General features: G+C 32.8%; 12 protein-coding genes. 10 read left to right on the top strand and 2 right to left on the bottom strand.

Annotated elements, in window-relative coordinates; translation table 11 throughout:
* The first annotated feature begins 402 nt into the window (after window positions 1-402).
* Both F1592_RS03685 and clpB read left to right on the top strand, forming a co-directional pair.
* Window positions 403-2,229, top strand: coding sequence for an acyltransferase family protein (locus tag F1592_RS03685; protein ID WP_037538687.1), 1,827 nt, complete (start codon window positions 403-405; stop codon window positions 2,227-2,229).
* A gap of 297 nt (window positions 2,230-2,526) precedes the next feature.
* Window positions 2,527-5,136 (top strand): ATP-dependent chaperone ClpB, encoded by a 2,610-nt coding sequence (gene clpB, locus F1592_RS03680; RefSeq protein WP_149809555.1) that lies wholly within the window; start codon window positions 2,527-2,529, stop codon window positions 5,134-5,136.
* Window positions 5,137-5,435: 299 nt separating this feature from the next.
* On the opposite strand, the gene F1592_RS03675 is transcribed toward clpB, so the two are convergent.
* Window positions 5,436-5,630, bottom strand: coding sequence for a YjzD family protein (locus F1592_RS03675; protein ID WP_053017530.1), 195 nt, complete (start codon window positions 5,628-5,630; stop codon window positions 5,436-5,438).
* 205 nt (window positions 5,631-5,835) lie between these two features.
* Between F1592_RS03675 and F1592_RS03670 the strand changes: the two genes are divergently transcribed.
* Window positions 5,836-6,777, top strand: coding sequence for a beta-ketoacyl-ACP synthase III (locus F1592_RS03670; protein ID WP_037538680.1), 942 nt, complete (start codon window positions 5,836-5,838; stop codon window positions 6,775-6,777).
* A gap of 13 nt (window positions 6,778-6,790) precedes the next feature.
* Entirely contained in the window at window positions 6,791-8,035 is a 1,245-nt protein-coding gene (fabF, locus tag F1592_RS03665; protein ID WP_107609787.1) for a beta-ketoacyl-ACP synthase II, read from the top strand.
* Between the two features lie 72 nt (window positions 8,036-8,107).
* Here fabF and F1592_RS03660 read toward each other — a convergent pair whose 3' ends face one another.
* The gene (locus F1592_RS03660; RefSeq protein WP_053017526.1) at window positions 8,108-8,485 is read right to left on the bottom strand and encodes a DUF3899 domain-containing protein; all 378 of its coding nucleotides are present in this window, start codon (window positions 8,483-8,485) and stop codon (window positions 8,108-8,110) included.
* Window positions 8,486-8,730: 245 nt separating this feature from the next.
* Between F1592_RS03660 and opp3b the strand changes: the two genes are divergently transcribed.
* From opp3b to opp4A, 6 genes are all read left to right on the top strand, one after another.
* Window positions 8,731-9,657 carry an oligopeptide ABC transporter permease gene (gene opp3b, locus F1592_RS03655; RefSeq protein WP_037538673.1) on the top strand — a complete coding sequence of 309 codons (927 nt, stop codon included), beginning with the start codon at window positions 8,731-8,733 and terminating at the stop codon, window positions 9,655-9,657.
* Window positions 9,657-10,724 carry an oligopeptide ABC transporter permease gene (gene opp3C / locus F1592_RS03650; RefSeq protein ID WP_037538671.1) on the top strand — a complete coding sequence of 356 codons (1,068 nt, stop codon included), beginning with the start codon at window positions 9,657-9,659 and terminating at the stop codon, window positions 10,722-10,724. The genes opp3b and opp3C overlap by 1 nt, the downstream gene beginning before the upstream one ends.
* A 17-nt stretch (window positions 10,725-10,741) precedes the next feature.
* Window positions 10,742-11,821, top strand: a complete 1,080-nt coding sequence (locus tag F1592_RS03645; RefSeq protein WP_053017524.1) for an ABC transporter ATP-binding protein — start codon at window positions 10,742-10,744, stop codon at window positions 11,819-11,821.
* Window positions 11,814-12,758 carry an ABC transporter ATP-binding protein gene (locus tag F1592_RS03640; RefSeq protein ID WP_053017522.1) on the top strand — a complete coding sequence of 315 codons (945 nt, stop codon included), beginning with the start codon at window positions 11,814-11,816 and terminating at the stop codon, window positions 12,756-12,758. The genes F1592_RS03645 and F1592_RS03640 overlap by 8 nt, the downstream gene beginning before the upstream one ends.
* Window positions 12,759-12,782: 24 nt before the next feature.
* Window positions 12,783-14,444 (top strand): peptide ABC transporter substrate-binding protein, encoded by a 1,662-nt coding sequence (locus F1592_RS03635; RefSeq protein ID WP_149809556.1) that lies wholly within the window; start codon window positions 12,783-12,785, stop codon window positions 14,442-14,444.
* Window positions 14,445-14,628: 184 nt separating this feature from the next.
* Window positions 14,629-16,341, top strand: coding sequence for an oligopeptide ABC transporter substrate-binding protein (opp4A, locus tag F1592_RS03630; RefSeq protein ID WP_149809557.1), 1,713 nt, complete (start codon window positions 14,629-14,631; stop codon window positions 16,339-16,341).
* The last annotated feature ends 41 nt before the right edge of the window (window positions 16,342-16,382 follow it).

The following is a 16,382-nucleotide window of genomic DNA, read 5'->3' as shown; positions in this document are numbered from 1 at the left end:
TTTTTTTATTTGTAATAGAAACAATTTAAATGTTCATTTTCAATGCTTTTAGTGACAAAGTTAAGTTAATAAATGACATAATTGTAATATAAATTGAATTTGTTTAAGCGTTATACTACAATACATAAGAATTACAATATAAAATAATTTAAATTGTACTTGCATTTATGAAAAATAATAATAAATGCGTCAAATTTTATAAAATATTATTATAGTTCAAGCTCAGACATCTAAGTATAAAACTCGATTCAATCATATACATTAAAATATAAAAGAATATTAACTTAAATCGTATTTTTTCATGTTGTTGATCATCGGCTTTCGTTTTATCCTGATTTTCAGTGCTTTAGTAATTAATGAATTTATTAAAATTTATTATTTAATAGGGAAAGAATGTGAACAATGAAACAAGATTTTGAAAAAGGGAAACAACGTAAGACTAAAATGCGTTACATGCCTGGTTTAGATGGACTAAGAGCAATTGCTGTCTTAGGTATTATCATATACCATTTAAACAGGAAATGGCTTACAGGTGGTTTCATAGGTGTAGATACTTTCTTCGTTATTTCTGGATATTTAATCACAAGTTTACTTTTAAAGGAATACGAGGAACGAGGTATTATTAGCCTTAAACAATTCTGGATTCGACGAGTTAAAAGGTTGCTTCCAGCAGTTGTTGCGCTATTAATCGTCGTTGGAATTGCTACATTAATATTTGAACCACAACAAATCGTTCGAGTTAAACATGATATTATCGCTGCATTATTCTATGTGTCGAATTGGTGGTATATTGCCAAAGATGTTAACTACTTCGAACAATTTTCATTTATGCCATTAAAACACTTGTGGTCACTTGCAATAGAAGAACAGTTCTATTTGTTCTTCCCATTTGTGTTAGTCATTTTACTCTTAACGATTAAAAAATATCGCAATGTTACTTTGATATTATGGATTATTTCTCTAGTGTCTTTATTAGCGATGGTCATTATTTCACAACCCAATGTTGGGTATTCAAGAGTTTATTTTGGGACAGATACTCGCTTGCAAACGTTATTATTGGGTGTGATATTAGCATTTGTATGGCCACCGTTTAAATTAAAAGTCAATCCACCAAAAGTATTGCAACGTTCTATTGATGGTATAGGCATCTTAGGTCTAATAATACTTATCTTCTTATTCTTTACAGTGAAAGATACTAGTGCATGGATTTATAATGGTGGATTTTATCTTATCTCAGGTATGACATTATTTATTATTGCTAGTGTCGTACACCCTTCTAGTATCCTAGCAAAGGTCTTAGGTCATCGTATATTTGTTTATATAGGTAAACGCTCTTATAGTTTATATTTATGGCATTTTCCTGTCATAAGTTTTATACACATTCATTTTGTTGATGGGCAACTTCCTATTTATGTGTACTTTGTTGATATCATACTTACAGTTTTATTTGCTGAGTTATCATATCGTTATATTGAAACACCATTTAGACGAGAAGGTTTAAAGGCATTTTCATTCAATTATTTAAAACGACCTAAATTTATTAGAACAATAGTGTCAATTATTGCTATGATACCGATAGTATTGTTATTCTTAGGTGTCTTCGATCGTTTTGGAAAAGATGAAATTGAAAACAAAGCAAATTCATTCAACACGAGTGATCAAGATAAATATTTAGTAAGAATGATGCCTGGGGAAAATATAAAAATCGATGGCTCAAGTAGTAATAGTAAAAGTAAAAAACAAGTTTATACTAATATTAGTCCATTACTTATTGGAGACTCAGTGATGGTAGATATTGGAGAAGAATTTAAATCTCAAGTACCTAAAGCAACCATTGATGGTAAAGTTGGTCGTCACCTACAAGAAGCGTTGTCAATAGCAGGCAATTATTCAAATTATAATAAACCATCAGATAAAGTAGTTTTAGAACTAGGTACAAATGGTGATTTTACAGAGGAAGAATTAAATCAATTAATTAATAAGTTTGGTAAAGCACAAATTTACCTTGTTAATACACGAGTTCCTCGAGATTGGCAAGATAATGTTAATAAACAACTAGCTAATGCTGCTAAGAAGCATAAGAATGTAACTTTAGTGGATTGGTACCAACGTTCTGCAGGACATTCTGAATATTTTGCACCAGATGGTGTGCATCTTGAAAATAGTGGTGTAAAAGCTTTATCAGATGAAATAATCAAAGCTATAAAGAAAAATTCAAAAAACAAATAATTCATTCTAAACCAGTTTAGTGATTTTAAATCATTGAACTGGTTTATTTTATTTGATGTTTTAACGTATATTTGATGTTTATAACAGAAAAAAGTGTGATAAAACAAGTAATGAAAGAGACTTACTAATTGCGTCAAACTAGCTTGACCAGGCAGTCTGAGAAATTTGTAAAAGTTGAGTGTAAGTGTTGCGTAATCATGTAAGAGAGTCTATAATGTAATTAAGGTCAAAGAAAGTCAAAGTCAAAAAATGAGATAATTGACCTTGCTCTTATCAAATATATAGGGGTGAACAAATTTGGATATTAATCAAATGACATATGCAATTCAAGGTGCATTACAAAAAGCCGTTGAATTGAGTAAAGAAAACGAATTACAAAATATTGAAATTGAAGCTATATTAAAAGGAACTTTAGAAGAAACTGATAGTTTATTTAAAAGCATATTAGAACGAGCAAATATAGATACAGATGAATTAAATCAAGCGTATACAAATAAATTGAAAGATTATCCTTCTGTACAAGGAGATAATATTCAATATGGACAGTATATAGGATCTAAAGCAAATGATTTATTAAATAAAGCTGAATCATATATGAAAGAATATGAAGATGAATATATTTCAATGGAACACGTCCTTCGTGCTGCGATGGATATTGATGATACTACTAAACAATTTGTTGGAAATAAAGAAGAAGTTGTGAAAGAAATAATAACTAAAGTAAGAGGGGGAAATCATGTGACTTCACAAAATCCAGAAGTAAATTATGAAGCTTTAGAAAAATATGGTCGTGACTTAGTAGAAGAAGTACGTCAAGGTAAAATGGACCCTGTTATTGGCAGGGATGAAGAAATTCGTAACACAATTCGAATCTTAAGTCGTAAAACTAAAAACAATCCAGTATTAATCGGGGAACCTGGTGTAGGTAAAACTGCAATTGTTGAAGGTTTAGCGCAACGAATTGTACGAAAAGATGTGCCTGAATCATTACTCGATAAAACAATTTTTGAATTAGATTTAAGCGCATTGGTTGCTGGTGCAAAATTTAGAGGTGAATTTGAAGAGCGACTTAAAGCAGTACTTAAAGAAGTAAAAGAGTCAGATGGACGCATTATTTTATTCATTGATGAAATTCATATGCTAGTTGGTGCAGGTAAAACAGATGGTGCAATGGATGCTGGTAACATGTTGAAACCGATGTTAGCGCGTGGCGAATTGCATTGTATTGGTGCAACTACTTTAAATGAATATAGAGAATATATTGAGAAAGATTCTGCATTAGAACGTCGTTTCCAAAAAGTAGGCGTAAGTGAACCAGATGTAGAAGATACAATTTCAATTTTACGTGGATTAAAAGAACGCTATGAAGTTTATCATGGTGTACGTATTCAAGACCGTGCTTTAGTTGCAGCAGCTGAATTATCAGATCGATATATTACTGATAGATTTTTACCTGACAAAGCAATCGATTTAGTTGACCAAGCATGTGCAACAATTCGAACAGAAATGGGTTCAAATCCAACTGAATTAGATCAAGTTAATCGTCGTGTTATGCAATTAGAAATTGAAGAAAGTGCTTTGAAAAATGAATCTGACAACGCAAGTAAACATCGTTTAGAAGAATTACAAGAAGAACTTTCAAATGAAAAAGAAAAACAAGCTTCCTTACAATCTCGTGTTGAACAAGAGAAAGAAAAAATTGCGAAAGTACAAGAAAAACGTGCTGAATTAGATCGCAGTCGTCAAGCTCTAGAAGATGCACAAACTGAGGGGAATCTAGAAAAAGCAGCAGAATTACAGTATGGTACAATACCTCAATTAGAAAAAGAATTAAAAGAATTTGAAGAAGCTTATCAAGATGAACAAGGTGACAGCGAACGTATGATTCGTGAAGTTGTTTCTGATGAAGAAATTGGAGACATCGTAAGTCAATGGACTGGTATTCCAGTATCAAAATTAGTTGAAACTGAAAGAGAGAAATTATTGAACCTAAGTGATATCTTACACGAACGTGTTGTGGGTCAAGATAAAGCAGTAGACTTAGTATCTGATGCTGTTGTAAGAGCACGTGCAGGTATTAAAGATCCTAATAGACCGATTGGTAGTTTCTTATTCTTAGGACCAACTGGTGTAGGTAAAACTGAATTAGCAAAATCATTAGCTGCATCATTGTTTGATTCTGAGAAACACATGATTCGAATCGACATGAGTGAGTATATGGAGAAACATTCAGTTTCTAGATTGATTGGTGCTCCTCCAGGTTATGTAGGTCATGATGAAGGAGGACAATTAACAGAAGCGGTTAGACGTAATCCATATTCAGTCATTTTATTAGATGAAGTTGAAAAAGCACATAGTGATGTATTCAACGTTTTACTTCAAATATTAGATGAAGGTCGTTTAACTGATTCTAAAGGACGCAGTGTTGACTTTAAAAACACTATCATTATTATGACAAGTAACATCGGTTCACAAGTATTACTTGAGAATGTTAAAGATACTGGTGACATTACTGAAGACACTGAAAAAGCTGTAATGGATAGCTTACATGCATTCTTTAAACCAGAAATCTTAAACCGTATGGATGATATAGTATTATTTAAACCATTATCTATTAATGATATGAGTATGATTGTCGATAAAATCTTAACTCAATTAAATATACGTTTAATGGATCAACGTATTTCAATTGATGTGTCTGATGACGCGAAGAAATGGTTAGTAGAAGAAGCATACGAACCACAATTTGGTGCAAGACCATTGAAACGTTTTGTTCAACGTCAAATTGAAACACCATTAGCACGTATGATGATTAAAGAAAGCATGCCTGAAGGTACTGTGGTAAAAGTTGATATAAATGATGATCATGAATTAACATTTGATGTACAAAAGCCTGAAAATGAATAATGAATGTTTAGGTAAACCTAGGGAGTGTGATAAGCACTTTCTGGGTTTTTTTGTTTTTAAATGCAGTTCAGTGTATTGTTGCATTCACTTGCCCTAGTTATAACTTAAATTAAAGATTAGTAAGAATAAGTAATTCCTCCCTTCAAAGACTTTTTCAAAGAATTGAAGGTTGTAATGTATCACTATAATGTTAAGGGTTCATCTATATCTAGTTTAATATAGAAAAACACTTGAAATTTGAGTTTTAAATTCAAATTCCAAGCGTTTTTAACGTATTGTATTATTATATAGTAATAAGACTATCTGTTACCTGAACGGGTAAAATCATCTGGTTTAATCATGGCAGCTAGAATAGCAATTACAATTGTAAAGATAACTGCTAGAACTATTGGCGTGATAAAGTTTAATGTTCCACCGCCATTTAAACTATTTAATACAAAGTTAACCATTTGTAATAAGATGACTGCCCAAATTAAAGTTACGAGGTATTTCATACCGATGACCTCCATTATTTATATACTTTCATTCTAAAGTAAAGTAATCTATTTGTATAGAGATAGCAGTTAACTGATAAAAATTTGTAATCAAATTTATTTAATGAAATCTCTGTTTGTGAAAGGGTAACTACTTGAGTAGTGGTAAAAAAATGTGTTAAATTAATACCTGGTATTAAAAAATGAAGTAAGAAGGTGTACGTTCATGAACGTAGGTATAAAAGGATTTGGTGCATATGCGCCAGAGAAAGTCGTTGATAACGCTTATTTCGAAAGTTTTTTAGAAACTTCAGATGAATGGATTTCTAAAATGACTGGAATTAAAGAGAGACGCTGGGCTAGTGAAGATCAAGATACATCTGACTTAGCATTCGAAGCTAGTAAAAAAGCGATTGAAGATGCAGGAATCACACCTGCTGATATAGATATGATTATTGTTGCAACTGCTACTGGAGATATGCCATTCCCATCGGTTGCCAATATGTTGCAAGAAAAATTGGGAACACGTAAAGTACCAACAATGGATCAATTAGCTGCATGTTCTGGATTTATGTATTCTATGATTACAGCAAAACAATATGTTCAATCAGGTGATTATAAAAATATCCTAGTAGTTGGTGCAGACAAATTATCTAAGATTACTGATTTAACAGATCGTTCAACAGCAGTCCTTTTTGGTGATGGTGCTGGTGCAGTAGTTATTGGAGAAGTTTCAGAAGGACGAGGTATCATTAGTTATGAAATGGGATCTGATGGTAACGGTGGAAAATACTTATACTTAAACAAAGATACTGGTAAACTAGTAATGAACGGACGAGAAGTATTCAAGTTTGCGGTAAGAATTATGGGTGAAGCATCAACAAGAGTGGTTGATAAAGCTGGTCTACAATCAGACGATATTGATATGTTTATACCTCACCAAGCAAACATTAGAATTATGGAATCAGCTCGAGAAAGACTAGGTATAGAGAGAGAAAAGATGAGTGTATCTGTAAATCGCTTTGGTAACACATCTGCTGCCTCAATACCTTTAAGTATTTCACAAGAATTAGAAAATGGAAGAATTAAAGATGATGACACACTAGTATTAGTAGGTTTTGGTGGTGGCCTAACATGGGGCGCTATGGTTATCAAATGGGGTAAATAGGAGGATATAATGTATGACTGAGAATAAACGAGTTGTAATTACTGGTATGGGTGCATTATCACCTATTGGCAATGATGCCCAGACAAGTTGGGAAAATGCCTTGAAAGGTGTTAATGGAATCGATACTATTACTAGAATAGATACAGAAGATTATAATGTTCATTTAGCAGGTGAACTTAAAAATTTTAATATTGAAGACCATATTGAAAAGAAAGAAGCTCGACGTATGGATCGTTTTACACAATATGCGGTAGTTGCAGCACGTCAAGCAGTTGAAGATGCTAAATTGGAAATCAATGATGAAACTGCTAATCGCATAGGTGTATGGATTGGTTCAGGAATTGGTGGTATGGAAACGTTTGAAACAGCACATACTACACTTCAAAATAAGGGTCCAAGAAGAGTAAGTCCATTCTTCGTACCTATGTTAATTCCTGATATGGCAACTGGCCAAGTATCAATTGATTTAGGTGCAAAAGGGCCAAATGGTTCTACAGTTACAGCATGTGCAACTGGTACAAACTCAATTGGTGAAGCATTTAAAATTATACAACGCGGCGATGCAGATGCGATGATAACAGGTGGTACAGAAGCACCAATTACACACATGGCACTTGCAGGATTCAGTGCTAGTCGTGCCTTATCTACAAATGATGATAAAGAAACAGCTTGTCGTCCATTCCAAGAAGGTCGAGATGGCTTTGTTATGGGTGAAGGTGCTGGTATTTTAGTGATTGAATCATTAGAATCGGCACAAGCGCGTGGTGCTCAAATCTATGCTGAAATAGTTGGTTATGGTTCAACTGGAGATGCATATCATATTACAGCTCCCGCTCCTGAAGGTGAAGGTGGTTCACGTGCAATGCAAGCAGCACTTGATGATGCAGGTATTGAAGCAAAAGATGTTCAATATCTTAATGCACATGGCACGAGTACACCTGTAGGTGATATGTATGAAATCAGAGCGATCAAGAATACCTTTGGAGATGCTGCTAATCAACTAAAAGTTAGCTCTACTAAATCAATGACTGGTCATTTATTAGGTGCTACTGGTGGTTTAGAGGCTATCTTCTCAGCATTATCTATTCGTGACTCTAAAGTCGCACCAACTATTCATGCGAATACACCAGATCCTGAATGTGATCTAGACATCGTTCCAAATGAAGCGCAAGATTTAGAAATTACTTATGCAATGAGTAACAGTCTAGGCTTTGGTGGTCATAATGCAGTATTAGTATTTAAGAAATTTGAAGATTAATTTTGAAAATGATATTAGATCAAGGACACTAATTGATAATGTCCTTGGTCTATTTTTTGTATGTAGAATGATTTAAAGTAGAAATGAAATTATTATTGTCATCACAAAGTATGCAATATTACATATTAAAGCTGGAGCAATCCATGTAGATATAAAATAATGTTCCTTTTTAACTTGTTGAGGATTTAAAAATTCATCATCCGCCATTGTTCTCTTTTTTGAACGAGACGATAGTTGATATCTTATTCTTCTAAAACCATAGCTCGTTGCATCAAAAATGCCCTCTTGAACTAATAAAATGAAAAAAATGCATATAAATATGGATAAAGATATATAAAACAAAATATTAATGTATGAAATGAGTGATTGGTTACTAATGATTAACCATATTATTAAAGAGAGTAGAGGCGTAATCATTGACCACACAACCCAACTTTTTTTATTTTTCATTACGAGCCCCCCAGATGAAACTTAATACCATTTTATCTTATTAGTATAAATAATAATATCTTAAATCTAAAACCTGTAATTAAAATACAAATGACAGTAAAAAGAACTTTTATTTTACAACTCAATTTTTAAATATTGTTAAAATTATATTGCAATTATATGAAAATTGTATATATAATATTACTAAATATTTCTGAAAATTTCGAAGGGAATGTTAATTTTGAAAATTTAAAGGGGGCGGAGTAATGACGCGATATGTTTTAAAACGTTTGGGGTACATGTTTTTGTCGCTATTTATCATTATTACGATTACATTTTTCTTAATGAAAATGATGCCAGGGTCACCATTTAATGATGCAAAATTAGGTGCCGAACAAAAAGCAATCCTTAATGAAAAGTATGGATTAAATGATCCGGTTGCCATTCAATATCTTCATTATTTAAAGAATGTCGTAACTGGAGACTTTGGGTATTCATTCCAGTATCATAATCAACCGGTATGGGAGCTAATTAAACCGAGATTGATTCCATCAATGGAAATGGGTATTATCGCCATGATTATTGGTGTATTTTTAGGTCTAATCCTTGGTATTGCTGCTGCAACTAAGCAAAATACGTGGGTTGACTATACAACTACTGTGATTTCAGTTATTGCTGTATCTGTGCCATCTTTCGTGTTAGCCGTACTATTACAATATGTTTTTGCGGTTAGATTAAGATGGTTCCCAGTAGCAGGATGGGAAGGTATTTCAACAGCAGTATTACCTTCACTTGCATTATCCGCAGGTGTGATGGCAACTGTAGCAAGATACATTCGTGCTGAAATGATAGAAGTTTTAAGTTCTGATTACATATTATTAGCAAGAGCAAAAGGGAATTCATCCATGCGTGTACTATTTGGACATGCATTAAGAAATGCACTTATACCAATTATTACAATTATTGTACCAATGTTAGCGGGTATTCTAACTGGTACGTTAACAATAGAGAATATCTTTGGTGTTCCAGGATTAGGGGATCAATTCGTAAGATCGATTACAACCAATGACTTCTCAGTTATTATGGCTACAACCATCTTATTTAGTACTTTATTTATTGTTTCAATCTTCATCGTTGATATTCTTTACGGAATCATTGATCCGAGAATACGTGTGCAGGGAGGTAAGAAATAATGGGAAATGAAAAATTTGAGAAACCTTTTGATGATCATTCAAATGCTGCTATGACACATACCTCTGAAGGCATTGCATCTTCTGATTTCGTAATGAGAGATTTAGATTTAAATAGAGAGCCAGAAATGCAGCGAGAAAGTAAAAATTTCTGGCAGGATGCATGGACTCAATTAAAAGGAAATAAGTTAGCCATTTTGGGTTTAATAGGTTTGGTTTTAATTGTTATTTTGGCTTTTATCGGTCCTTTATTAAGTGACCATGACTATGCTGAACAAGATGTTACAAGACGAAATTTACCGGCTAAGATACCAGTACTGGATAAGGTACCTTTCCTTCCGTTTGATGGAACAGGCTCAGATGGAACAAACGCTTATAAAGACGCAGGAGTTAAAGAAAATTTCTGGTTTGGTACTGACCAACTAGGAAGAGATTTATGGACACGCACATGGACTGGTGCTCAAATTTCATTGTTTATCGGTATAGTGGCTGCTGTATTAGATATCTTTATAGGAGTTGTTTATGGGGCGATATCAGGTTTCTTTGGTGGTCGGATTGATAATATCATGCAACGTATTTTAGAAATCATTGCTTCAATTCCAAACCTAATTGTCGTTATCTTATTTGTTCTTATATTTGAACCATCAATATGGACGATTATTTTAGCCATGTCAATCACAGGTTGGTTAGGAATGAGTAGGGTTGTTCGTGGTGAATTCTTAAAATTAAAAAACCAAGAATTTGTAATGGCTTCAAGAACATTGGGCGCATCTAAGTTCAATTTGATTTTTAAACATATCTTGCCAAATACATTAGGTGCAATTGTAGTAACTTCAATGTTTACCGTGCCAAGTGCCATTTTCTTTGAAGCTTTCTTAAGTTTCATTGGTATAGGTGTACCAGCACCACAAACATCACTAGGTTCTTTAGTAAATGATGGTCGTGCAATGTTATTAATTCATCCTCATGAATTATTTATTCCAGCAACAGTATTGAGTTTGCTGATCTTATTCTTTTACTTATTTAGCGATGGTTTACGCGATGCATTTGACCCTAAAATGCGTAAATAAAAAAGGAGGCAAAGGGTATGTCAGAAAGAGTTTTGGAAGTAAACGACTTGCATGTTTCCTTTGACATTACGGCAGGGGAAGTGCAAGCAGTTAGAGGCGTAGATTTTTATTTGAACAAAGGTGAAACGTTAGCAATAGTAGGAGAGTCTGGTTCTGGAAAATCAGTAACCACTAAAGCAATTACAAAGTTATTCCAAGGCGATGTTGGAAGAATAAAAAAAGGTAAAATCGATTTTTTGGGAGAAGATTTAGCTACTAAATCGGAAAGTGAATTAATCAAATTACGTGGAAAAGACATTTCAATGATATTCCAAGATCCTATGACATCACTTAATCCAACGATGCAAATTGGTAAACAGGTAATGGAGCCACTTATTAAACATAAAAATTATAGTAAATCTGAAGCAAAAAAACGTGCTTTAGAAATATTAAATTTAGTAGGCTTACCAAATGCAGAGAAACGTTTTAAAGCTTTTCCACATCAGTTTTCTGGTGGACAAAGACAAAGAATTGTTATCGCAACAGCTTTAGCTTGTGAACCTAAAGTATTGATTGCAGATGAGCCAACCACAGCATTGGATGTAACAATGCAAGCTCAAATTTTAGATTTAATGAAAGATTTGCAGAAAAAGATTGATACATCAATTATATTTATTACCCATGATTTAGGTGTTGTGGCAAATATTGCAGATAGAGTAGCTGTTATGTACGGAGGTCAAATGATAGAAACAGGAGATGTAGATGAAATCTTCTATGACCCTAAGCATCCTTATACATGGGGATTATTATCATCAATGCCTGATTTAACTACTAGTAATGATACAGAATTAATTGCTATTCCTGGAACACCACCTGACTTACTTCATCCTCCTAAAGGAGATGCATTCGCACGTAGAAGTCAATATGCTTTAGATATTGATTTTAAACAAGAGCCACCATGGTTCAAAGTGTCACCAACACATTTTGTTAAATCATGGTTATTAGATGAGAGAGCTCCTAAAGTAAAACCACCAGAAATGGTAGTAAAAAGACAGCGTCAAATGCCGAATAATTACGACAAACCACGTCAAGTAGAAAGGGTGTCGTTCGATGGATAAAAATAATGAAGTATTATTAGAAATTAAAAATTTAAAACAATATTTTAATGAAGGTAAACGTAATGAAGTAAGAGCCATTGAGGACATATCTTTTGATATCTATAAAGGGGAAACATTAGGGTTAGTTGGAGAGTCAGGATGTGGTAAATCGACTACAGGTAAAGCAATTATTAAACTAAATGATATTACAAGTGGAGAAATTTTATATGAAGGACAAGATATTCAAAAAATTTCAAAGCGTAAAGATTTATTAAAGTTTAATAAAAAGATTCAAATGATTTTCCAAGATCCATATGCTTCATTAAATCCTAGATTGAAAGTAATGGATATCGTTGCAGAGGGAATTGATATTCATAAATTAGCAAACAGTAAAAAAGATCGAAAACGTCGTGTCTATGACTTACTTGAAACAGTCGGTTTAAGCAAAGAACATGCGAATAGATATCCACATGAATTTTCTGGTGGGCAACGTCAACGTATCGGTATCGCACGTGCACTAGCAGTGGAACCGGAATTTATTATTGCAGATGAGCCTATTTCAGCTCTAGACGTATCAATACAAGCTCAGGTAGTAAACCTAATGTTGAAATTACAAAAAGAGAGAGGTATTACTTTCTTATTTATCGCGCATGACTTATCAATGGTTAAATATATTTCAGATCGTATCGCAGTGATGCACTTCGGAAAAATTGTTGAATTAGGTTCAGCTGACGAAATTTATTATCATCCATTACATGATTATACGAAATCATTATTATCAGCGATTCCTCAACCTGACCCAGATAGTGAGAGAACACGTAAACGTGTAGCATATCAAGAAGATGAATCTAAAAATTATGAGCGAAAACTTCAGGAAATAAGACCAGGTCATTATGTGTTTGTCACTGATGAAGAAGCTGCTCAATTAAAAGAACAACATCTGACGCAAAGCGTTTGAGACTGGGAAAGGGGGATAATAGTTATGAAAAAAATTAACTTTAAAGTAATTTTAGGATTAATTGTAACAACTTTACTATTAAGTGCATGTGGTAAAGGTGGAGGTTTATATGATGATAGCGGTCAAACATATCGAGTTGCCACATCTTCGGATATAAATACACTTGATTCAACATTAGCGACAGATACAGTCTCATTTACTATATATAATCAAGTATTTGAAGGTTTATACTCCCTTAATGGTAAAGATGAAGCTGTGCCAGGCGTTGCTAAAGGAAAACCTAAAAAATCAAATGGTGATAAAACATGGACAATTAAACTACGTAAAGATGCGAAATGGTCAAATGGTGATCCTGTAACTGCAAATGATTTTGTATTCGCATGGCGTAAAGCTGTAGATCCAGCGAATGCATCAGAATATGCATACATAATGTACGATATAAAAAATGCAGAAGATATTAACTTGAATAAAAATGGTAAGAAACCAAAAGACTTAGGAGTAAAAGCATTAGACGACTATACATTACAAGTTGAATTAACAAAGCCTATTCCTTATTTCCAACAAATGCTGGCATTTGGTACTTTCATGCCACAAAATGAAAAAGTAGTAAAAAAATATGGCAAATCTTATGGTACAACCGCTGATAAAACTGTATATAATGGCCCTTTTAAAATTGATAAGTGGGCTGTAGAAGATAAGATAATGTTAACTAAGAATAAGGACTATTGGGACAAAAATAATGTCAAGTTAGATCGAGTTAATTATAAAGTATTAAAAGATACGCAAGCGGGTGCTTCTTTATATGATACAGGTTCCGTAGATGTTGCGGGTATAACATCAGAACAAGTAGATAAGTATAAAGATAGTCCTGCATTATTTAAAAGATTATTAGCTTCTACTGCATTTTTAAAAATGAACCAGAAGCAACAACCGGAATTTAAAAACAAAGATATGAGATACGCAATTGCGCAATCAGTAAATAAAGAGGATTACGTAAACGATGTTTTAGGTACAGGTGCTAAGCCTTTTGATGGATTTACAGCTAAAGGTACTGCAAAGACACCTGACGGAAAAGATTATGCTGAAACAGTAAAATCACCATTAACTTATAATCCTAAAGAAGCTAAAAAACACTTAGAAAAAGCTAAGAAAGCACTAGGTAAAGATAAATTTACATTCACACTTAATACTGAAGATACGCCAGACTCTAAAATTTCAGCAGAATTTATTAAGTCTCAAATTGAAAACAACTTACCTGGTGTAACGGTTAAAGTTAAACAATTACCATTTAAACAAAGATTACAAGCGGAATTGACTATGAATTATTCAATGTCACTTTCTGTATGGGAACCAGATTATCCTGACCCTATGACATTCTTAGACACAATGACAACTGGAAATGCTCAAAACAATACTAATTGGAGTAGTAAAGAGTATGATAATTTACTGAAAAAAGCCAATAGTAGTTTACTTCAAAAACCAGATGAAAGATATGCTGCAATGCGTCAAGCTGAGGAAATTTTCTTAAATGATGCACCTGTAGCACCAATCTATCAAAAAGGTGGCGCTTCGTTAAGAAATCCACAATTAAAAGGGATTGAGTATCATCAGATTGGTGGAGATTATTCATTAAAACATGCATACATGGATAAATCTATTGATCGTGAAACTGGTAAGAAAAAATAGCAATAACAAAATAAAAGTCTTAGGTATTAACAGATGCCTGAGGCTTTTTTGCGGTTTTTTATAATCTAAGCAAAAATTTAAAAAGTATATTTTTCTGAAAATTCTTAAAATAAAGTTGTTAAAAAAATTTTTAGTAGTAAAATCATTGATAAACATCTTAGAAACAACAGGAGGTTTGATATTAGTGAAAGTTATTGGTAAATATTTAATACTTTTATTAATAGCAGTATTAGTATTAAGTGCATGTGGAAAAGGGAAACAGGATGAAAATTCAAAAGATCTATCTAAAACAGAAACATCAAATCATAAGGGTGGAGAATTAAATGTCGGTTTAAATGCTGCCCCTTCAGGAACATTATCATCAGTATTGAGTTCAGATGCTTCGGATTCAGCAGTCGAAGCTTATTATAATGAGTCATTAATTAAGCTTGACAAAAATATGAAACCTAAACCATTTATTGCTTCTTGGAAAGATATTGATCCAGGTAAGAAGATTAAATTTACAATTAAAAAAGGCATTAAATGGCAAGATGGTAATGAGTTTAAAATTGATGACTGGATTTATACTTTAAATGTCTTAGCAGACAAAGATTATCAAGGTAGTTATTTCCCTATCGTAGAAAACATCGAAGGTGCTAAAGAAAAACATGAAGGCAAAGCGGATACGATTAGTGGATTGAAAAAATTAAATGACTATTCTATGGAAGTTACTTTTAAAGAGAAGAAAGTGAACTATCTTGAAGGCTTCTTTGCTGGTCCATTATTAAGTAAAAAATATTTAAGCGATGTAGCAGTTAAAGATTTAGCGAAATCAGATAAAATCAGAAAACATCCAATTGGTATTGGACCTTATAAAGTGACAAAAGTTGTTCATGGTGAAGCAGTTCAATTAGAGAAATTTAATGATTATTGGCAAGGTAAACCAAGTTTAGACAAAATTAATTTAAAAGTTATTGATCAAACACAAATTGTGAAAGCTATGAAAAATGGCGAAATTGATATGACTGATTCTACTACAGGTAGTATTGCTCAAGAAGCTAAAAAATCTGGAGATGGAAAACTTAAAGTATTATCAACACCAGGCACAGACTATTCTGTTATTGGTTTTGTATCTCATGATTATGATAAAGAGAAGAATAAAACTGGTGCAGAACGTCCTAAATATAAAGAAAAAGAACTTAGACAAGCAATGTTATATGCAATTGATAGAAAAAAATGGATTAAAGCATTTTATCAAGGTTATGGTAAAGAATTAAATAGCTTTGTTCCATCTATCCATTGGATTGCAGCCGATCAAAAAGACTTAAATAACTATAGTTACGATCCTGAAAAAGCTAAAAAAATGTTAGATAAATTAGGATATAAAGATAGAAATGGAGATGGCTTCAGAGAAGATCCTAATGGTAAACCATTTGAAATTAATTTAAAACATTATGCTGGCTCAAATCCTACCTTTGAACCTAGAACAGCAGCTATTAAAGATTTCTGGGAAAAAGTAGGATTAAAAACAAATGTGAAAATGGTTGAATTTGGTAAATATAATGATGACTTAGCTAGTGCTTCTAAAGATATGGAAGTTTATTTCAGAACATGGACTGGCGGTTCAGACCCAGACCCTTCTGATTTATATCATACTGACAGACCACAAAACGAAATGCGTACTACTGATAAAACATCTGATAAATTGTTGGATGATGCGTTAGATTTCAATAAAGTAGGAAATAATGATAAAAAACGTAAAGAAATTTACTTAGAATGGCAAAAACATACTAATGAAGTTCTTCCAGCATTACCAATTGTTCAATTAGATACTATTACAGTAGTAAATGATAAAGTGAGAAATGTTGATATCTCAATAGGCTCAGATAAGGATTTATATCAAATAACTAAAGAATAAAAGATGAACCTCGACTTTAGTCGAGGTTTATTGATTGGAGC

The sequence above is a fragment of the Staphylococcus sp. GDX7P312P genome (assembly GCF_008385775.1).
Taxonomy (GTDB): Bacteria; Bacillota; Bacilli; order Staphylococcales; family Staphylococcaceae; genus Staphylococcus; species Staphylococcus haemolyticus.
The sequence above is the reverse complement of the archived record's forward strand: the minus strand, read 5'-3'. Positions and strand labels throughout refer to the sequence as shown.

What these genes read in the sequence shown, in the direction of transcription:
- F1592_RS03640 (WP_053017522.1), top strand. Translation starts at nt 11,814, where the DNA reads ATGGATAAAAATAATGAAGTATTATTAGAAATTAAAAATTTAAAACAA.
- opp3C (WP_037538671.1), top strand. Translation starts at nt 9,657, where the DNA reads ATGGGAAATGAAAAATTTGAGAAACCTTTTGATGATCATTCAAATGCT.
- F1592_RS03660 (WP_053017526.1), bottom strand. Translation starts at nt 8,485, where the DNA reads ATGAAAAATAAAAAAAGTTGGGTTGTGTGGTCAATGATTACGCCTCTA.
- F1592_RS03685 (WP_037538687.1), top strand. Translation starts at nt 403, where the DNA reads ATGAAACAAGATTTTGAAAAAGGGAAACAACGTAAGACTAAAATGCGT.
- fabF (WP_107609787.1), top strand. Translation starts at nt 6,791, where the DNA reads ATGACTGAGAATAAACGAGTTGTAATTACTGGTATGGGTGCATTATCA.
- F1592_RS03635 (WP_149809556.1), top strand. Translation starts at nt 12,783, where the DNA reads ATGAAAAAAATTAACTTTAAAGTAATTTTAGGATTAATTGTAACAACT.
- opp3b (WP_037538673.1), top strand. Translation starts at nt 8,731, where the DNA reads ATGACGCGATATGTTTTAAAACGTTTGGGGTACATGTTTTTGTCGCTA.
- F1592_RS03645 (WP_053017524.1), top strand. Translation starts at nt 10,742, where the DNA reads ATGTCAGAAAGAGTTTTGGAAGTAAACGACTTGCATGTTTCCTTTGAC.
- F1592_RS03670 (WP_037538680.1), top strand. Translation starts at nt 5,836, where the DNA reads ATGAACGTAGGTATAAAAGGATTTGGTGCATATGCGCCAGAGAAAGTC.
- F1592_RS03675 (WP_053017530.1), bottom strand. Translation starts at nt 5,630, where the DNA reads ATGAAATACCTCGTAACTTTAATTTGGGCAGTCATCTTATTACAAATG.